The sequence below is a fragment of the Rhodococcus sp. ACPA4 genome (assembly GCF_002300185.1).
Classification (GTDB): Bacteria; Actinomycetota; Actinomycetes; order Mycobacteriales; family Mycobacteriaceae; genus Rhodococcus_F; species Rhodococcus_F globerula.
Genome location: NZ_NSDY01000001.1, coordinates 2,937,918 through 2,957,158 on the forward strand (window position 1 = coordinate 2,937,918; position 19,241 = coordinate 2,957,158).

The window sequence follows — 19,241 nt, forward strand, 5'->3', positions numbered from 1 at the left end:
GGGATGGTCAGCGTGAAGTCTTCAATTCGTCGCTGAAGTCGGCTACCCGACGAGGCACATGTTCACACCACCGAAGGACGCGCCAGGCGACACGGCTTACCCACTTCCTCACTGCTCCAAACTCGATCGAGACATGTTTCACACAAACATCTTTCGCCTCGCGGGCGGATCGCGGGAAGGGCGCGGATAATTGCGGCCATATGGTTTCCTTGAAAGTCCGCGCCGGAAGAAACACGGCGTGACGCATGGGTGAGGAAAGGATCGTCGCTATGACCATCGACCAGGTTCTTGTAGTAGTCCCCGCCCACAACGAAGCGGTCGACCTCCCGCACTGCATCGACGCGCTGCTCGAGGCCACGCGTCGGATCGATGTTCCCGTTCGGATTGTCACGGTCCTGGACAGCTGCTCCGACCGATCGGGTGAAGTGATCCCGAGCGGCATCGACGTCATTCGAGCACAGCACCACAATGTCGGAAAATCTCGTGCCACCGGATTCTCGACGTTCGGCACCGACAGTCGCACTGCGTCCGCGTCGACGTGGTTTGCCACCACCGACGCGGATTCGGTTGTCGGCCCGACATGGCTTGCGCGGCAACTCGAGTACGCGCAGAGCGCGGACGTTGTTGCCGGAACAGTGCGCATCGCCGACTGGGATGATCAGCCGTCGTCCGTCCAGCAGCTTTACGAACAGCGGTATCACGCGCATCCGATAGGTCGCCACGGGCACATCCACGGCGCAAACCTCGGCATCCGAGCCGACAAGTATTGGAGCGTAGGAGGATTCTCCCATCTCGAGGAAGGTGAGGATGTCGATCTGGTTCGCCGTCTCAGCGAGGACGGTGCCAGGATCGCGTGGGCGCAGGACATTGCAGTCACAACCTCGGCTCGCACGGATGGACGGACACCAGGCGGTTTTGCCGGGCATATACGAGAACTCGGCACCGAGACAGTGGATGTGGCGCGATGACACGACTACAAACGCGTCTGAAAGAAACCGACCTCTACCTGCCCCTACCGGGCAGCGGCGCAACGGCAGCGCGATGGAATGCCCTCGCCGAACTCGCTCGCGAAAATGTCGTGCTCGGCCGAATGGCGGAGGCGCACACCGACGCGGTTGCGATACTGGCGGAACTGGACGGGCCGGAACCCGAACCTGGGCAACTGTGGGGCGTGTGGGCAGCTGAACCACCGCAGCCCGTGGTGAATGCCTCGGAGCACGTGGGCATCTGGACGCTCACCGGACGTAAGTTGTGGTGCTCGGGAGCAAATATCTGCACGCACGCTCTGGTCACCGCACTGATCGACGGCACACCCTCGCTGTTTGCCGTCGAACTCGGGTTGCCCGGCGTGCATCCGGTCCCCGGTTCGTGGAAAGCGGTCGGCATGGCCGAAAGTGATTCCAGTGCAGTGGACTTCGACGGCGTCCCGGCAATTCCCGTCGGCAACATCGGAGATTATCTGACCCGGCCGGGTTTCTGGCACGGGGCTATCGGTGTGGCGGCATGTTGGTACGGCGCCGCCTGCGGTGTCGCTGACGCACTGAGGAGCAAGGCAGCGCATTCCGAAGACCCTTACATCCTGGCCCATTTCGGGGCTGTTGATGCCGCGTTGACAGCCGCCCGGTACACCCTCGATGCCGCCGCAGCCGAAATCGACGACGATCCTCTCGACAAGAACGGAAAGGCACAACAGCGAGCACTGGCAGCCCGATCGATCGTGGAACGGGCGGCTACCGAAACCCTCGATCGAGTCGGGCGAGCTCTGGGAGCAGCACCCCTATGCCTGGACGGCGACCATGCTGCCCGCGTTGCCGATCTCACCGTCTACCTTCGGCAAAGTCATGCCGAGAAGGATCTCGCTCAGCTCGGCCGTCTGACAGCACAAGGATCATCGACGTGGTGAACTCGAAACTGTTCGCGCAGAAGCCCGTCGACGACGGCGGCACACCGGAATCCGTGTGGCAGCAGTGGCAGCGACCGTTCCCAGAGCTCGATCTCTCGTCATGTACGCGTCTGGTCATCGTGGCCCCTCATCCGGATGACGAGATTCTGGGCCTCGGCGGAACAGCGCTGATGGCGACGCGTTCGGGCATCGATGTTCAGATCGTCTCCGTCACCGACGGCGGCGCTTCACACCCAGGTTCTCCCACCCTCACGAGAACCGAGCTCGAACAGCGTCGACGGGTCGAGTCTGTCCGAGCGGCAGAGGAACTCGGTACCCCCGTCCCGGTCCGGTTGATGTTGCCTGACGGAGACATCCGTACGCACAGCAACGAGCTAGCCGAGCGACTCCACGAGATTCTCGCCGAAGCACCAGACGGAACCTGGTGCGCCTCGACCTGGCGCGGCGACGGCCATCCCGACCACGAGGCAACGGGAACTGCAGCAGCGCAGGCGTGCGCCGACACCGGTGCTCGCCTGATCGAGTACCCCGTCTGGACGTGGCATTGGGCAACTCCGGAACACCCGAGCGTTCCGTGGGATCGCCTGCACACCATCACTCTGCCTGCCGATGTGCGTCAAGCAAAAACCTCTGCGGTGCAACAGTTCACCACCCAGATTTTGCCGCTCTCCGATCATCCCGCCGACCAACCGATACTCCCGCCACACGCCCTGACCCGGCTGCTGCGCACCTATGAGACCGTATTCGTATGAGTGATCCGCAACTTCCACCCGACTACTTCGACAAGATGTACGCAGCCCAGTCGGATCCGTGGGACTTCGAAACACGCTGGTACGAAAAGAGAAAATACGCACTCACCACCGCAATGCTGCCCAAGCCCCGATACCGCTCCGCCTTCGAACCCGGATGTTCTATCGGGGTCCTCACCAAAATGTTGGCGGATCGTTGCGACGCAGTGATCGCCACCGACATCGTGCCGTCAGCGCTCGAAACTGCCCGTCGACGACTCGCCGGGTACAACGTCGAGTTCAGGGAATGGGCCCTGGGCGACGACGCCTGGCCGGACGCCACGTTCGACCTCATCGTGCTCAGCGAGATCGGCTACTACCTCAGCGTCGAGAAACTCACCGAGGCGATGGTTCGTACCGTCGAACACCTCGAACCCGGTGGCACGCTTGTGTGTGCCCATTGGCGTCACATCGTGCCCGAATATCCGCAAGCCGGTGACGGCGTTCACGCGGTGGTGCGGCAGACTCCCGGCCTCGCGCAGCTGGCGACGTATCAGGACGAAGACGTCGTGATCGACGTACTCGTCAAGGACTCACGACCTCCGCAGTCTGTGGCCAGGGCAGAGGGCCTCGTCTGACGCCGGAGCTTTCAACGAACCTTCTGCGGCACCGAAACCGCGCTGTCAGCCGCATTGCGGGCCAAAGCAACGGTCGCCGCGACCATGGCAACAACGGCGAGTGCAAGAACCGCGGCCACCTTACGATCCGCATCGAGGTATTCGCCGAGAACCACAAACCCGAACAACGACGCGATCACCGGCTCCATGATTGTTGTCGCCGGCAGCGACGCTTGTAGATCCCCCGCTTGAAAAGCTGACTGCTGCACCGAAGTCGCGACCGCTGCAACCGCGACAAGTGCATAGAACTCGAAGGACGTAAGAACGGCTGAAGGTCCGAGCGTCACAAGGTGCACAACACCTTTGGTGAGCACTGCAGCAACTCCGAACAGTGAGCCGCCTGCAATTCCGAGGAGCAATGCCCTCGCCGATCCCGTGCGCCGATGTGCTCCGAAAAGACACAGCGCGACAAACGGCAGCCCGATCAGCGTGATCATGACCCAATGGTGCGTTTCCGCTCGCGGTTGCCCCGGCCGCGGATCACCGACGATGATCAGCACCGCCACCGACGTGGTGAGCGCCGCCGCCCACAACCACTCCCGCGCGCTGATCGTGCGCCCACTGAATCTTGCGCCGAGCGGGAGCGCAAACAGCAGGGACAACACCAGAAGCGGCTGCACCAGCAGCAGCGATCCCAAGCCGAGCGCGGCAGCCTGAAGTGCGTAACCCACCATCCCGACGATCGTGCCCAGCCACCAGATCGGACTGTGCACGAGCGTCGTGATCGGTCCGAGTGCACCGATGGAATCATCCGGGACCACCGCTGCCGTGCGCTGGCGAACTACTGTGCCGATCGCGATACAGACCGCTGCACCGATGGCAAACAACACTGCGAGGAAGGTGTGGGACACCTCGTCAGCCTCGCACAGGATCAGTACTTCTTGCTCGGCGCCAACTCGGAATCGAGTGCAAGATCGGTATCGGCCTGCAGTTCACCGACCTCGGACTTGAGAATCCTCATCGACCGCCCCAGCCCGCGGGCCGCGTCCGGCAGCTTCTTGGAACCGAACAACACCAGCAGCACTACCGCGACGATGGCCCAGTGGGTCGGGCTGAGCGCGCCCATCAGGCGGGTTCCTTACCCTCGGGGTACACCGCGTCGACCTCTACCTCGACCAGCCAGCCGGCAACCGGCAGTCCGGCAACTTCAAGCGCGAAGCGAGTGGGGCGAGCGCTGTTTCGTTCGATCGGCGCGATGGGTGCCGCAGTTCCCATCGGAACCAACTCCGTCTCACCGGAGTCGAGGTTCGTGTTGGCAAAGAACTGACGGTAAGCGCGGTTCCAGCCGGTGTAATCGGCCTTGTCCGAGCCGGGAGCGTTGTCGAGGAAGACGCGCATCGTGACTACGTCTTCGAGTGTCAGTCCCTGAGCTTCGAGATTGTCACGAATCTTCTTGAGCACGTTGATGCCCTGAGCTTCGGTGACTGTCACACCGGCCGGCAGCACGCCACCGGAGAACTGTGAGTCGATGTACGACTCCGGAGATCCTTCGGGTGCGGCTTTGTTTCCGGCCGACGGTCCGATGCCACTGGTCTTGTAAACCGCTGTATCAGCGCCGATGGCGACACCCTGCGCGATCATCGGATTGGCCTGTCCGGCTTCGAGTACCGACCTCGAGACGAAGGAGCTGGTAACGGTTTCCGCCTCGGCCGTTTCGGACGAGCACGCGGTCGCGGTGCCGAGCAGCACGGACGCGGCAAACGCTGCGGCAACAACTTTGGTGGTGCGAGATTTCATGGTGACTCCTCGGAAGTGGAAGGTAGTTGAAAAGCTAGGCGCCCTGCGCGACGCGCTGGTGCAGGTGGGTGACAACGTCCTGCGCCGATGTGAAAGCGCCATGCTGCCAAGCAATTGCGTTGGAGAGGTGATCACCGGCGAAGTAGATGCGGTCGACAGGCTCGAGCAGTTTCGTGTATTCGGGAGTTGCCATGCCGCCGTGCGAATCTCCCGCTCCGGCCCATGACGCCCAGGCCGACTCCGAGTACTTGGTACGACGCCAGCTGCCCGAGAAGGAGGACGAGATATCGCGGGTGTACTTCTCGCCGTGGATCTCCGAGCCTTCGGCGATGGCCTTGGCGAGGCGCTGCTTGTGCGTCAAGGATTCGAAAGCCTGCTGACGCTTACCCGAACTGTAGTACGCGACAACAATTCCGCGGTCGGAGTTGTAGTGGTCGTAGGGGAACATGATCTGCGAGATATCGCGGTCGGTGTTGGATGCGCCGCCGTAGATGCGGTCTTCGGTCTCCCACCAACGACGCGAGTACTCGATGCCGAGCTTGCCGGACGACGACGGCTTTGCTCCCTCCAGAGCGAGGAGGATGTCGGAGGGCAGGTTGTTGTTCAGGCGCTTGATCAGGTGCGGCGGAATGGTGCAGATGGCGTAGTCGGCGGTGATCGACTTGGCCTTGCCGTCCACGACGTAGTCGACGGTGACTCCCTCGGGAACGTTCTTCATTCCGCTGACCTCGGCACCGAACTCGATGTTCTCCATGCCGATCTTGTCCTGGAACTTGTAGTAGATCCGGTCCATCCCGCCGACGGGGGTCATCATGGTCATGGCCTGGTCGTAGCCGAACTCGAAGGAGAATGCGCGTCCGATGCCGCCCTGGATGACATCGCTCATCCCGAAGGGCTCGATCTCGGTGCCGAAATTCAAACCGGCACCCGGTTCGACGGAGTGCCCGCGGCGCGACGACCCCACGTAGCGTCCGTCACTGCCCAGATCGCCGAAGTCCTTGAGGAACGACGACAGCGCTTCCTTGTCTTCCTTCGTGAGAACCTCGTCGAGAGCGCCCTGGTTGGTGGCCTTCTGCAGCAACTCGGACATGTAGCCGTAGGTGTCAGCCTTGGCTGCGCGGTACGTGATCGACTGATTCGCAAGGGGCTTGCTGCCGGTGTAGTTCACGAGCGTGTTGGCATTCTGGTTGCCGAACATCTGCAGCTCGACGCCCAACTCGCGGCAGTAGTCGATGGTGTTGTGATTCTGCGGGATTCGAGTGGCACCCAGGTTGTAGAAGTGACCCTCGGAGAACGTGCAGGTCTGGGTCTCGCCGTTGAGATCCGTCTCCTCCGTCCCGTTACGGATCGACCACACTCGTCCACCCGGACGGGTGCGGGCTTCGAGGACGGTGACCTTGTATCCGGCCTTCTGCAGCTCGTACGCCGAGCACAGGCCAGCCGGGCCACCGCCCAGGATGACAACAGAATGACTGCCCTTGACCTGTCCGATCAGGTCCCCCGCTGCCGGTGCCTGAAAACGTCGCGGCGACGCCGATGCTGCCGGCGCCAAACCGATGGACCCCATGGCTCCCAGTGCCAGGCCCGCGCCGCCGGTGAGTCCCAGACTGCGCATGAAAGATCTACGTGTGTACGACATTCAAGCTCCCAAGTGTGCGCCCGGCGACCCGGGTTGTTGGTGTGGAAACAACAATGGCGCGGCGATGGGTCCAGAACTTGTCGCGCAGGAAACAGTCCGTGGGAATCGAGTGAGAATCAACCGCCGCGCCGACACGCGCTCTCTCAGCCGGGTGCGATCAGGGGACTCACGTAGGAAACTTCTCCGTTACAGAAGTGCATTAGCGTCCCGCGCATGTCCGCACTCACCGAGGCCATCGCGCGATCGTTCACCACGCGCGAGAAGCAACCACCCGCGCGCTCACCGCTGCGCGCACTCGGGCGTCGCCAACTCTCGGGCGCCGAAGTCCTGGCGCAATCGGTGGCAACCACGGCACCGGCTGTCTCGATGGTCGTGCTGCCGGTCACCATGCTGACACACGGACACCTTCTGAGCGGGATGATCACGATCATCATCGCGACCGTGCTGGTCACCTTGATCGCGTTCTGCATCTCCCAATTCACCAGACGGATGGCAGCATCGGGTGGACTTCACAGTTTTGCCTTTCGCGGACTCGGCACCCGGGCCGCAATCACCACCGGTATAGCCATACTCGTCAAATACGTCGGCAGCGCGGTGATGACTCTCTATCACGGTGGGCTGGCAGTCATTACGCTGCTCGGGTTTGCCGGCATACGCGTCCACGGCACATTTCAGCTGATCACCCTGTACACCGTGCTCGCCGCACTCATCCTTGCGTGCCTGCTCCGGAGCGTCAGATTTGCAGCACTCGCAATCCTCGTGGCCGAAAGCTGTTCCCTGCTCTTCATAGTCGCGCTCATGCTGATCGGCGGAGATCAGCACGCACAGATCATTCCGTCCACGTCCGGCCACGGACTACTGATCACCGCACTCGCCGCACTCTTTGCGCTCGCCGGATTCGAGAGCGCCGCATTCTTCGGCCCCGAAGCCCGTCGCCCACTGGTAACCGTGACGCGCACAGTCCTTTTCACTCCGATCATCTGCGGTGGCCTCTTCATCTTTGCCGGCTGGGCCGCCTGGACCGGACGCAGCGACACCCTCGTCAACGCCTATCTGCACGGAACTTCGACCGGTGTCAGCCCAGCCGTGGTGATCGCACTCAACATCGGAATGGGCTGCTCGTGGCTGGCGTCGTCGATGGCGTCGTCGAACGCCGCGTCGCGCCTGCTCTACTCATTTGGTGTGGAGCGACTCCTCCCCCGCGCTTTTGCGCACGTACACAGCGCCTTCCGCACCCCGAGTGTCGCGTTGAGCGTTGTTGTTGTTGCCGCCGTACTGTTCGGCGGTGGCACCTTCGCCGTGATCGGACGAGGTGTGTTCTTCGAAGATCTGCGCCTCACGGTGCGGGCAGCCGTCATTGTCGCCTACGCGCTGGTCGCGATCAGTTCCGTCGTATTCCTCACGCGCATCGGCGAAGACACACCCCGCGTACTTGCCGCAGCGTCCTGTGGCAGCGGTGCGGGCGCAGTTGTCCTCGGATACCTGGTGTACGCGAACATCGTTGATCACACGTACATCGCACCGATCGCAGTGCTGGTGATACTCAGTTCGGGCACACTGTGGCAGTTCTATCTGCGTCGTCGCAGCCCTCAAAGCCTCCTGCACATCGGCGCCTTCGACCAGCCCGAAACCGAGGACGTACTTCCCGGCGCCGGAGTTTTCGGCACCGATGCCGCCGGCAATATCGTGCTGGTAGGCGAATCCGCTGCCGGTCCGCGCTGATGGTCGGTCGCCCGCGAGATCTCGGTGGACATGAACCGAGAGCAGTCCAGCGTGCATTGGCACTGCTCGAATCCGCAGCGCAACTCGGTTCCGGCGCCACCGCCAAAGACATTGCGGCGCTGGCCGGTATTCCTCCTGCGACCGCCTACCGATTGCTCAACATCCTTGTCGCCGACGGCTATCTGGTGCGTATCGCGGATCTCTCCGGATTTGCACTCGGCCGACGCACCCGCGAATTGGCTGGAGCTGCTGCCGAACCCACCCCCGTGGACAACTCCGTACTGCTCGAAGAACTACGCGAACAAGTGCGCTACGGCGTATATCTCGCGTCGTACGACAAGGGAAAGGTCCGGCTGATCGACCGCGACCCCGATCACGAACTCAGCGGTGAGCGCACCCTCGTGAGCGCGCTGCACGCGTCTGCCATCGGAAAACTGTTGTTATCTTCGCGGCCCGAACTGGCAGCTTCACCGCTCAAGAAGATCACCGCGCACACCATCACCGACGCCGACCACCTCGAACTCGAACTCTCCCGCATCAGACGCGGTGAGCCGGCGCGGGAGGTCGACGAGATTCGCATCGGCCGCTCAGCGCTCGCCGTGCCGATCAGCGACGGTCAGAACGGTGTTGTGGGCTCGCTTGCCGCTATCGGCCCGACCGGCAGATTGTCCACCGAGGACACCGGACTGGAAGCTTTGCTCCGCGACTATGCCGGCCGGATGGTCTCTCCATCATTGTGCCGAGCGAGCTGATCATCACAGCCCGAAGATTCGTTTCACGAAACCGAGGTGTTCGTCTGCCCACCCGATGAGTCCGAGCGTCTGATCCAGATTCTGCGGCGGAGTGCGCACCAGCGTGTCTCGTCTGACGAGGCGATCAAAATCGACCGTCGGGGAATCGAACTGCACACCGGCGCCGGCCATGATGTTCATCAACTCTTGGGCCAGAACCCCATAGGCCACCGTGGTCGGATGAACGCCGTCCAGAGAGAACAACCCACCCGACGCTCGGCCGCCCATACCGTCCGCGGCCAGGAATCGTGAATCCGGCACGGGTGCAAGATCAGTCAATGCCTTGGGCAGTGGGTACGGCGTCCACCACGACGGCCTTGCGTTGACGTCGTCGACATACCGCCTCGATGCGACGCGCTCGAGTAGCCCCGCGACGTCGAAGAGGTGCCAGTCCTTACCCACCCGGCGTGCGCTCGCTACCGCCCGCTCGATCCCCGTGTTGTACAGGTCGATCGCCGTATCAACACTCCACGCCTGCGCTCCCGTGATGTGCTGATCGCGTCGTGGATCGAAGTCTGCGTCACGCACCCACGGCCGGGCGTAGTACGGAAAATACCGTGACCCTGTCTCGACTTTGCCACCCAACCCCCGCGCGATCGGGGCGATTGTCACGTGCGGCACTGTGCACAGGACGACGTGCTGAGCGTTGATCTTTCGGATAGCGGCAAGCACCTCGGCGTACTCCTGGGCAAAGTGATCGGGCTGCCACACTGTGTAATCCCGTTTGCCATCCGGGTCCCGAAACTTGTTGCCACTCCACTGCACTCGCAAGTCGGTCACGGTCCGCAGCGCATTGTTCGCCCCGAGAAACACGACCAAGGTTTCGATGCACTCCTTGCCCAGTTCGGCTGCCGCGTCGAACACCGTCATCTTCTTCTCTGCATCGGACCCTCGCGGCAGGACTCGCAATGCCGTCCGCTCGCCGTTGTTCTCGACAATCTGGCTGAGCAGATCGTCGTGTGGTTGATGCAGTGCCGCTTCACAACTCGCAGCGGTTTTCGTCAGAGCGTCGCGCACATCCCACCCATACACCGACAGGTTGTGATTGATCGCCGAGAACGTCGGCGCGACGCTACCCGGGCCACGCTCCCAGTAGTCCTCGACCTGATCCATGAATCCGCGTGCCGCGAATAATGCCAGCGGAATCTCCCACACGTCCGTCGAAGTTCCAAAGCGCTCTTCCAGTGTGCGCAGCAACAATTCGATGTTCAGCGGTAGCCCACCCGGGCCGCCGTAACGCGGGAATCGGAAGCTATCGAACCAGCCGAGTTGCCACGCGATGATCGACGGATACGACAGGTCGGTATTGAAGACAGCCCCACTCTGAAACCCCTGTGAGAGAGAATCTCCGATCACCACCAAGCGGTGGCCCACTGGCCCGGCGGCCGGAACTACCGGAATGCCGAGTGTGGAATCAAATTTCGGAACACGAGGACCTGCTGCCGCAGCCTCGACCACATCGGCCGGAGTGTCGGACGGCAGTTCCATGGCCGATCACTTCTCGGTCTCGGGATCGGTTTCCGTTTCGATCGACCTGGCCAGCTCGGCAGACCAGTCCTGATCGCGGATTTCGAAATCAGCGCGGTCGCGTCGGGCGATGGCTTTACCCCAGATAATGGCGATAGGTACGGCGCAGGCCACCCAGAGGATGAGTCCGCCGACAACAATCCACCACATAACCTGCAATTATGCCCGGTTTGGGGGAGATTCCCCATAGCTGACGTCTATCTGCCTGCTATCGCCGTCCGAAACGATTCCCACGCCTGCGATTACCCGCCACAAACCATCCCCGTGCCGCAATACCGAACGCCACGAATGAGAACAGATCCGACACGGTGAGGCCGTTCTCCGGAGTCAGCGACCACAACACTTGCCCTTCGAGCGGGCCGTTGAGCAGCAGCCACATCAGCGCGGCAAACGCCGTGGCAATCGCGCTGATCCGCGAAGGCTTGACCAAACACACCGTGCTCGTCACAAACAGCAGGTTCATGAAAACCATGCCGTAGAACAACGCGGTCATACGTGCGGTCTTCCGTCAGCCCCGGTTGAAGTTCAGGTACGCCTTCGACGGCGTCGGACCGCGCTGACCCTGATACTTGGAACCAGCCTCGGAACTTCCGTACGGGAACTCTGCAGCGCTCGACAGCTTGAGCAGGCAGAGCTGACCGATCTTCATTCCCGGCCACAGCGTGATCGGGAGATTCGCAACGTTCGACAGTTCCAACGTGATGTGGCCGCTGAATCCCGGATCGATGAAACCAGCAGTCGAGTGCGTAAGCAGACCCAGACGACCCAAGCTCGACTTACCTTCCAAGCGGCCGGCAAGGTCGTTGGGCAGCGAGCACACTTCGAGCGTCGAACCGAGGACAAACTCACCGGGGTGCAGCACAAAAGGCTCACCCTCCGCGGGCTCCACCAGGCTCGTCAGCTCGTCCTGGCGCTGCGCCGGGTCGATGTGCGTGTATCGCGTGTTGTTGAAAACCCGAAACAAACCGTCCAGGCGCACATCGACGCTCGACGGTTGAACCATCGAATCGTCGAACGGGTCGATGCCCAGGCGTCCAACTGAAATTTCGGCACGGATGTCACGATCGGAGAGCAGCACACGTAGAGGCTACCGGTTCACCACTTCAGCGCAGACCAATCACCAGGCAGATCACACAATGCTGTGACGAACAGCTCGGGTTCTTGTGTCGCGAGAAATCGAGCGTGAGCACTAGTTGCCGGGCGGGGCTCCCACACATCGGAAATGGCGTCTGATAACCTTCGGAAAGCACGTTGATCGGGGGCGAAAACCCCTCCGACCGGCTGCGACGCCGATGTAGTTCAATGGTAGAACATCAGCTTCCCAAGCTGAATACGCGGGTTCGATTCCCGTCATCGGCTCCATCTATGCACAGGGGCCAATCGTTCCTCTTCGAACCGTCGCCGCCCCGCACTAGCCGGCATCAGATTCGCCTGCACACCACCATGTTTCGAGCCCAGAATGCCGCGCAGTCGGGTCGGACTCGATTTGCTCTTACACCAGGTGAGAAATCGAGAGCTTTCGAATCTCAATCAGGCTATATCTTCCCTCCACGTCTGCGAAACATTACGGTTAGCCGTAAGGCAGGACTTTCGACCCTAGAACGCAATGTCAAAATTCCCATTCTGGTACCGAGAGCCAGTCCGTCTACTTCGGTCCACGTCACCAATATTCATAAACACAGCAGCATGAGGTATGGATATGGGAGATGCGGCGCCGAGCGGACCAATCGCGGTAATACAGTATGTTGCTACCGATTCACCAGGAAAGAGATATGACACCACCGAGTCCGACAGACGCAACAAGTTCCGATAATGCAAGCGACGACGGCGCGGATCAACGTGAGGAGACGATCGCGGATTCTGCCGAACGGGCCACTCGCGACCCGTTCGCTGCGATCAACGAGGTGTATACGGATCCCGCGCTTGTCGCCGTCTTCGAGGGGCTGCGTGCCGCTGTCAGCGGCGAGCAATCGCACGTGTGGTCGGCGCTCAACGACAGTGCTCGGTTGCGCGCTGTCTACGACACCGGACTACTCGCGCCCGGACCACATCCCGAAGTCGATCAGATCGTCGGATTGACCATCGACGCGGTCGGGATCCCGAACGCTGCACTGAACATGATCACCGACGTCGAGCAAGTCAACGCCGCGATCGCCTCCCGCTCAGGCGACACCGGGGAACAACGGACCCATCCCCTCCCCGACTCACTCTGCGTCTACACAGTCGTGAGCGGTTCCCCACTCATAATCGACGACATCGCCGACCACCCGGTACTCAGGGATCATTCGGCCGCCCAAAGCGGCGTAGTGGGCGCTTACATCGGCATCCCGATCATCGACGACGCAGGTCATCCCGTAGGGACGCTGTGCGCGTGGGACAGCCAACCGCATCATTGGTCGAGTGGTGAGGTCCAGATCATGACCGACCTTGCCGACGTCGTCCAAAACGTAATCTTCGACAAATAAAAATACCGCTGCCGAGTATCTTTCGATTGCTGACTGTGACGCCGAGTCGCATTCAAACCAAGCGCGAGTTGCTACGGCAAATATCGTTAGGCCCCCTATAGAATGCGATTAATGGTGAATGTACGAATTGTCTGATTAATTCGGGATTGTCGTGGATGGAGTGGGAATTGCCGCAATTGTTGGAGGTCGAGACTTCGACCGCCCCCGGAGGCGCCCCACCTACTTCTTCGAATTCTCGTAAAACATTCGGGCAGCTCATTCGGACCGATCCGCTGAGCACCATCGTCAGTGTTTCCATCGATGTGTTGTCGGCGACGATCGCGGTGGCACTCGCATGGTGGTGGGCGCTCACATCAGTTTTGGTTCATCCACCCATGTGGTGCTTCGCACTCTTTGTTCCCCTGGTCGTAATCGTCATGGGCGCGCGGTCCTTGTATCGCCGCTCGCTCAACCGCCGATTCCTCGACGAGTTCTACGGGATCCTGTCCTCTGGCTCGATCGCAGCAATGCTGCTGCTGTGCGCGCTGGTCCTGTTCGGGATCACCGATCGCCCCGGTGCTGCCGTGACCAAACTGTGGGTGTGCGCGAGCATCCTGATTCCATTCGGCCGTCTGGTTCGCGTGGTGGTCCAACGACGCCTGCAACAGAACTCCCATCTCGTGTCCCCCACGTTGGTCATCGGATCCGGACAGCTCACCCAGCACGTGATCGCTCGGATGATCGCGGCTCCTGAACACGGCATGAACCCGGTCGGAGTGCTGTCGGACGAGTCCCCCATACGCAGTGACCAGGGGACGGAGGCCGACCAGGTGCCGTACCTGGGCGCTGTCGATCGCCTAGAGTCCGTCATTGCCGAAACCCAGGCCGAACGCCTGGTCATCGCATTCACGAGAGTTCACGGTGAGCTGCTGACCGGAGCGGTCCGCATCGCCCACCGCCACGGACTTCGGGTATGGGTGGTGCCACGCATGTATGAGGTGATCGGCTCGAAGAGCCTCATCGACCACATCGGCGGCATGCCCTTGTTGTCAGTGCCTCACACCAATCCCCGAGGCTGGCAGTTCCGGGTCAAACACATCAGCGACAGAATCGTCGCCGGCTGCATCCTTCTCGTGCTGTCCCCCCTCTTCCTCACTCTCATGCTCTTGGTGCGCTGGAGTTCGCCGGGACCGATATTCTTTGCTCAAGAGCGGGTGGGGCGCAACGGCCAGATCTTCGGCTGCCTCAAGTTTCGTTCGATGCGGCTACCCGATCCCGACCACGTGACGTTTGTTCCGAAAACCGGTAGCGCACCGGGCGGCGTCGAGGGAACCGATCGACGGACCCGGATCGGAAAACTTATGCGGTCGACGTCGATGGACGAACTCCCCCAGCTGCTCAATGTCCTCCGGGGTGACATGAGTCTGGTCGGACCTCGGCCCGAACGTCCAGAGTTCGTAACCCTTTTCGAGGCGCAGATCCGCCGCTACGGCGAGCGACACCGGGTCAAGGCGGGCGTCACGGGTTGGGCTCAGGTCAACGGCTTGCGCGGACAGACTTCCATCGCCGACCGCGCCGAATGGGACAACTACTACATCGAGAACTGGTCTCTGTGGCTCGACATCAAGATTTTGATGCTGACTGTGCTCGCAGTTTTCAAAAAGGCCGAATGACGGGCGAGGCAGTCTTCATGCCTTCTCGGACGCGAGTCCGTTCGCTCGCTTCCCGCTGAGGAAGACCGAGTTGTATTCCGGCGCTAACCTCGCGGCAGCCACGTGATAGGGCACGAACATGAGCACCTCGGTGATGACAAACGAAAGAAATACTGCAGTGCTGGAATGGAAACTGAACAAGAAAGTCAGTCCGAGCACCACGTAAAGTGCAGTGTTCGCCGCCCTGAGCCAGAACACCATTTTTGTGCGCCCCGCCCGGCGCAGAGCCGCAAAGGGGATGGTTGTCACCAACATGCACAACTTCCACGCACAGGCAACTGCCAGAGCGACATACAGTGAACTGTTCCAAGCAGGGCCGAAAATCAGGCTCCACACACCCAGATAGGCACTAGCGAAGATCGCCACTGTTCCGACCACAATGATCATCGCAACGTTGGCTACCTCGCCTTTGTGTCCGTGGGCGAGTTGACGTACTCGGCCGTAGGCGAGAATCGGTTCGAGGATCCCCGAAATGGTTGATACAACCCGGAATCCAACAGCAGCTGACGGTCCGAGGACGGCCAGGATGAAAGATGCCAATGCCGGCTGGACCATACCGACTGTCGCAGTTTCGCCGGTGACCCACGCAGCCTTGGTCAGGTCAGGAGGAAAGCCCAGATCTCGGCGAGCAGGCAGAGGCCAACATCTGATGAGGATGGCCACGAGAGCGCCCGCTGCAAGAACCCTGACACAGTTGGAGTTGTCGTACACGGCAAGGACCAATGCGCTCAGGCAACCGGCCATAAGGATCGAAGCGGCAACCGATTCCAGCTTCCATCTACCCCGCACCACGCCGATCGTCCGGGCCATCAGCAAGCCCGACGACAGTCCCAGAACTCCGATCAGTGTGATGGCCGTTGGCGGAACCGCCGGACTCACAATGAGGAGGGTCCCGGATGCCAAGCTCATCAATGCTATCCACCAGGGCATCGATACTTTGTGATCCGCTTCGGGGGTGGCAAGGCGCGACTCCACGACGAATGCTGACAGCAGCTGTGCCACGTAAGTTCCGATCGCCAGCGAAACGGCAAGGCGGCCTTGTTGTTCGATGGGTGCGATGCGTGCGAATACTGCGATGAAAATTGCCGGGAAGGCGTTGAGTGCCAGACCCGCGACGATTTGCACCAGTGGCTCAACGCGCTTCACGTCTAGCACTGATCGAATGCGCGTCACTCTCTGGCCTCGGAAGACGCGGTCCACATCATCGATTCTTCGAAATTGATGGCGATAACTGCTCCGTAACGCGGCAACCTAACGTTAATCACGTTGGCACTCAATTTGATCAAGTTAATTCCGAGTGGCCAGTGCGCATCCGCGCTTCTGTCCCGTAATGCACACTCCACCTGTAGTAGTGTATGCCACGGATTGGCTGCCGTGCTCGCTGAGATCGAGCCACTTTAAAGATGGAGGGAGCTCAGCGATGTATGGTTCGAGATCCTTTCCCCCTGATCGAAGTTTCATTCCTGCGCTGCCGCAGAATGATTCCGCAATGATGCACCAAGACAAACATGCATTTTGATTTCTCGCCGAAAGCGGCTGCCGATCACTCGCCCCAAAGCAGTACAGCGACATGGTGGCTCGCGCCGGCCGTCCTAATCCTGTTACCCGTCCTGGGATCGTTCACTGCATGGGCGTCCCTGATCGGTTGGTGTTCGGCCGGTAAGTGTCCGGCCGGCTCACTGCTGAATTTGCGCGGATTCCTCCAACCCGCCCCTTTCACCATTGCCGGCGTGACGTTGCTTGCGGTTTGGTACGGCATGGTTGTGGTGCTCGCAACGATCGGTTGGAGATTGGGACTGGGCACAACGCCGACACGGGAGTTCGTCGAGCGAACAACCAGCACGAACTTCGAACGGCGCTACTTTTTCCTCATCCTCGCAGTGTCCACGATCGGCGTGGCGTATGCGTACTACCGGATTACTGCGGCGACATCCATTGTCGACGCCTTGACCACCCAGACCGGGAACGCCTTCACGGAGGCACTACCCGACTCGGCCGGAATCGCGACGCTTCGATACGCGACCATCCTGGCGGCACCCATCAGCGTTTACCTCTGGCGGAAAAAGGTGCTCCATCCTGGATTCGTACTGTGGGCCGTTCTTCTCCTGGTGGCAAACTCGATGGTCGCGTCCCGCCTCTCGCTACTGATGGCGGTCGTGGTGTACGTCGTCTTACAGACAGCGGTGCCCCGCAAATCCGTGGGCGCGGACCGTAAATCTCTGCGGCCTTGGCACATCATCACCGCTGTAGCGATCATGTTCCTGATGCTCACGGCGCTCAACTACGTCCGGAACGGCAACTACTACCGCGATGCGGGAGTCTCGAACCCGATCGCGATGAATCTCTATCAGTCCGGCGCCTATCTCGCTGTGCCGGCTCAGGTGTCCATGGGCGTGTCGGATGCGATCATGCGCGGCACTTTCGACAAGCCAGGGAGTGTCGTCGCCTCCGTGTCGGCGGCGCTGCCCAGCTTTCTGGTTCCGGCACATGAGGTCAGAGCAAAGGAGTCGCTCGGCGCAGACTCCTACGATTTTTCGGTCTCGTTTGCACCGAATTTCACAACTAACTCTGAATTCGCTGACATCTATACGGATTTCGGAGCGTGGGGGTGGCTATACACGCTCCTGCTGTTCCCGCTGGCCGGTTACGTTTTCGGTCGGTTCCTGACATACGGTCCAGTGATCGCCGGATCGGCAGGAGTTATCGCATACTGTTTTGCCGAGGTATGGCGGATTCAGCTGCTTACGCAAGGAATTACCGTTTTCCTGGTCCTCCTGACGCTCGTCTGCGTGTTCGTGGCGGCACGAGGGCAGTCTCCCACCAAACTGGAAGACATGGTTTCGAGAGGAAATGTGAAGTCAAGTGACTGACAAGTTTGCAGGGACTACATACCGGCCGGGCAATGCTGGCAACGAATGGCTCCGCTCAGCGGTTGGCGCAGTTCGCAATCGATGGATCATCCTGCTTGTGTGCGCACTGTTCGGGGGCTTCCTGGGAGCGATCTTGACCAGTGTGCAGTCGCCGAGCTACGAATCTTCCGCGGTGATCTACCAGACGCCTCACTTCGGCGACACCGACGGTACAAGTCGTCAGCGTACTGAGGCGTACACGAAGTTGCTGAGCTCCGACTTCCTCATCGAAACCGCTCTGGCAAACACCGGATTGGAGATGTCGAACTCTGACGTGCGCGAAATGACCACGGCCAGTGCCAATGTCGGAAGCGCGATCCTGACGGTGACCGTGCGCGCGAAGGACGCCGATACCTCGGCGGAGCTCGCTAATGCTCTAGCGCAAGCACTTCCCGGTGCCGTTGCTGTTTTGGACGGGAGCACACCTGCACAACCGGCACCGGATCAGTCGGAAACCGTGGTTCCGGACCCAGTGCGATTGTCGGTGATCAGCCCGGCGGTGCCCGACGACGCTGAGGGCGGACCGCAGTATGTGCGCAATACCGCACTCGGTGTGATCGCCGGGCTTTTGGTGGGGTTGCTCTACGCATATCTGCGCAGTCAGATGAGCCGGAAAGTTCAGGATGTCGCCGCACTCGGCAAGTTTCTGTCCGGGCCGGTGCTGGCCGCCATTCCTGCGGACAAAGCGCTGGAAACCGGTGTTGTCGACTTCTCGAGAGAGAGCCCTGCCGCAGAGGCATTCCGCCGTCTCCGCACCGTGATCGCCGACCACGAACCCGGTCGGGGCGAATGCCGAACCATCATCGTTTCGAGTGCAGTCACCGGCGACGGCAAGACAGCGGTCGCGCTGAACCTCGCAATCGCTCTCGCTGAGAGCGGCAATGAGGTCGTATTCGTTGATGCCGCAGGAAGAGACGAAGCGAATGTGCGCTCCGGACGCCATGGTTCTGATCATGAAAAGAACGCATCACCAGCCGGGTTGATCGATTACCTACTCAATGGTGACGACATCGACCGATACATCTCTGCGAGTTGGCATCCGAAGCTCTCGTTCATCCCGGCGGGACGCACCGCGCCCGGCAAGTCCGAACTACTCGGGAGCACTCGGATGCGCAACGGACTCGCAGATCTTGCTGCTCGCGCAAACTACGTCATCGTCGATACCGCACCGATGGCTGACCGATCCGACGCCCTTGTGCTGGGACGCTGGGCCGACGGTGTCCTGCTGGTGGCGCGATCTGACCATACGAGGTACGCCGAACTGGGTGCTGTCATCGAACGTTTGTCGTTGGCCGAATTACGAGTCTGGGGCGTTGTACTCAATGACTCCCCGAGGCCACTGGCACGCAGCGCACGCAAACGCGGCGCACGATTGTCAGCGGCAAAGCTGCTCACACGCGAGTCCCGCCCGGTCAAAACAAACGTCTGACAGAAAACCGAGCGGCATCGAAT

The 19,241-nt window shown here is 60.9% G+C and carries 19 protein-coding genes and 1 tRNA gene; 11 read left to right on the forward strand and 9 right to left on the reverse strand.

Features of this window, described 5'->3' with window-relative positions; all coding sequences use genetic code 11:
- Positions 1-269 precede the first annotated feature (269 nt).
- From CJ178_RS13275 to CJ178_RS13290, 4 genes are read left to right on the forward strand one after another with little or no spacing between them, the layout of a single operon-like run.
- Positions 270-968: a glycosyltransferase gene (locus tag CJ178_RS13275; protein ID WP_095887966.1), complete on the forward strand. Its 699-nt coding sequence runs from the start codon at positions 270-272 to the stop codon at positions 966-968.
- The gene (locus CJ178_RS13280) at positions 965-1,903 is read left to right on the forward strand and encodes an acyl-CoA dehydrogenase (protein ID WP_095886879.1); all 939 of its coding nucleotides are present in this window, start codon (positions 965-967) and stop codon (positions 1,901-1,903) included. The genes CJ178_RS13275 and CJ178_RS13280 overlap by 4 nt, the downstream gene beginning before the upstream one ends.
- Positions 1,897-2,655, forward strand: coding sequence for a PIG-L deacetylase family protein (locus CJ178_RS13285; protein ID WP_095886880.1), 759 nt, complete (start codon positions 1,897-1,899; stop codon positions 2,653-2,655). Before CJ178_RS13280 ends, CJ178_RS13285 begins: the two co-directional genes overlap by 7 nt.
- Positions 2,652-3,269, forward strand: coding sequence for a class I SAM-dependent methyltransferase (locus CJ178_RS13290; protein WP_095886881.1), 618 nt, complete (start codon positions 2,652-2,654; stop codon positions 3,267-3,269). Before CJ178_RS13285 ends, CJ178_RS13290 begins: the two co-directional genes overlap by 4 nt.
- 11 nt (positions 3,270-3,280) lie before the next feature.
- On the opposite strand, the gene CJ178_RS13295 is transcribed toward CJ178_RS13290, so the two are convergent.
- From CJ178_RS13295 to CJ178_RS13310, 4 genes are read right to left on the reverse strand one after another with little or no spacing between them, the layout of a single operon-like run.
- Positions 3,281-4,159: a DMT family transporter gene (locus CJ178_RS13295; RefSeq protein WP_095886882.1), complete on the reverse strand. Its 879-nt coding sequence runs from the start codon at positions 4,157-4,159 to the stop codon at positions 3,281-3,283.
- Between the two features lie 20 nt (positions 4,160-4,179).
- Entirely contained in the window at positions 4,180-4,374 is a 195-nt protein-coding gene (gene tatA, locus CJ178_RS13300; protein WP_033235751.1) for a Sec-independent protein translocase subunit TatA, read from the reverse strand.
- The gene (locus tag CJ178_RS13305; RefSeq protein ID WP_033235752.1) at positions 4,374-5,045 is read right to left on the reverse strand and encodes a Rid family hydrolase; all 672 of its coding nucleotides are present in this window, start codon (positions 5,043-5,045) and stop codon (positions 4,374-4,376) included. Before CJ178_RS13305 ends, tatA begins: the two co-directional genes overlap by 1 nt.
- A gap of 34 nt (positions 5,046-5,079) precedes the next feature.
- A complete protein-coding gene (locus CJ178_RS13310; protein WP_033235753.1) occupies positions 5,080-6,660 on the reverse strand; it encodes a flavin monoamine oxidase family protein in 1,581 nt (526 codons plus the stop codon).
- Between the two features lie 237 nt (positions 6,661-6,897).
- Here CJ178_RS13310 and CJ178_RS13315 point away from each other — a divergent pair, with 237 nt between their 5' ends.
- Positions 6,898-8,406: an APC family permease gene (locus tag CJ178_RS13315; protein ID WP_095886883.1), complete on the forward strand. Its 1,509-nt coding sequence runs from the start codon at positions 6,898-6,900 to the stop codon at positions 8,404-8,406.
- Complete coding sequence (locus CJ178_RS13320; RefSeq protein WP_092802675.1) at positions 8,406-9,158, forward strand: IclR family transcriptional regulator; 753 nt, start codon at positions 8,406-8,408, stop codon at positions 9,156-9,158. Before CJ178_RS13315 ends, CJ178_RS13320 begins: the two co-directional genes overlap by 1 nt.
- Positions 9,159-9,161: 3 nt before the next feature.
- Here the strand turns inward: CJ178_RS13320 and CJ178_RS13325 are convergent, their stop codons facing one another.
- From CJ178_RS13325 to dcd, 4 genes are read right to left on the reverse strand one after another with little or no spacing between them, the layout of a single operon-like run.
- On the reverse strand, positions 9,162-10,685 hold the full coding sequence (locus CJ178_RS13325) for a hypothetical protein (RefSeq protein ID WP_095886884.1): 1,524 nt from the start codon (positions 10,683-10,685) through the stop codon (positions 9,162-9,164).
- 6 nt (positions 10,686-10,691) lie between these two features.
- Complete coding sequence (locus CJ178_RS13330) at positions 10,692-10,874, reverse strand: hypothetical protein (protein WP_033235757.1); 183 nt, start codon at positions 10,872-10,874, stop codon at positions 10,692-10,694.
- Between the two features lie 58 nt (positions 10,875-10,932).
- Positions 10,933-11,217 carry a hypothetical protein gene (locus tag CJ178_RS13335; protein ID WP_095886885.1) on the reverse strand — a complete coding sequence of 95 codons (285 nt, stop codon included), beginning with the start codon at positions 11,215-11,217 and terminating at the stop codon, positions 10,933-10,935.
- Between the two features lie 15 nt (positions 11,218-11,232).
- Positions 11,233-11,802 (reverse strand): dCTP deaminase, encoded by a 570-nt coding sequence (gene dcd / locus CJ178_RS13340; RefSeq protein ID WP_095886886.1) that lies wholly within the window; start codon positions 11,800-11,802, stop codon positions 11,233-11,235.
- 210 nt (positions 11,803-12,012) lie between these two features.
- On the opposite strand from dcd, the gene CJ178_RS13345 reads away from it, so the two are divergent.
- From CJ178_RS13345 to CJ178_RS13355, 3 genes are all read left to right on the forward strand, one after another.
- A tRNA-Gly gene (locus CJ178_RS13345) sits at positions 12,013-12,086 on the forward strand.
- 410 nt (positions 12,087-12,496) lie between these two features.
- Positions 12,497-13,189, forward strand: a complete 693-nt coding sequence (locus CJ178_RS13350; RefSeq protein WP_095886887.1) for a GAF domain-containing protein — start codon at positions 12,497-12,499, stop codon at positions 13,187-13,189.
- Positions 13,190-13,344: 155 nt separating this feature from the next.
- On the forward strand, positions 13,345-14,841 hold the full coding sequence (locus tag CJ178_RS13355) for a sugar transferase (RefSeq protein ID WP_257013124.1): 1,497 nt from the start codon (positions 13,345-13,347) through the stop codon (positions 14,839-14,841).
- Between the two features lie 15 nt (positions 14,842-14,856).
- On the opposite strand, the gene CJ178_RS13360 is transcribed toward CJ178_RS13355, so the two are convergent.
- Positions 14,857-16,026 (reverse strand): hypothetical protein, encoded by a 1,170-nt coding sequence (locus tag CJ178_RS13360; protein ID WP_245006088.1) that lies wholly within the window; start codon positions 16,024-16,026, stop codon positions 14,857-14,859.
- A gap of 584 nt (positions 16,027-16,610) precedes the next feature.
- On the opposite strand from CJ178_RS13360, the gene CJ178_RS13365 reads away from it, so the two are divergent.
- Positions 16,611-17,750: a hypothetical protein gene (locus CJ178_RS13365; protein WP_143547514.1), complete on the forward strand. Its 1,140-nt coding sequence runs from the start codon at positions 16,611-16,613 to the stop codon at positions 17,748-17,750.
- A complete protein-coding gene (locus CJ178_RS13370; RefSeq protein WP_095886891.1) occupies positions 17,743-19,218 on the forward strand; it encodes a polysaccharide biosynthesis tyrosine autokinase in 1,476 nt (491 codons plus the stop codon). Before CJ178_RS13365 ends, CJ178_RS13370 begins: the two co-directional genes overlap by 8 nt.
- Positions 19,219-19,241: the final 23 nt, after the last annotated feature.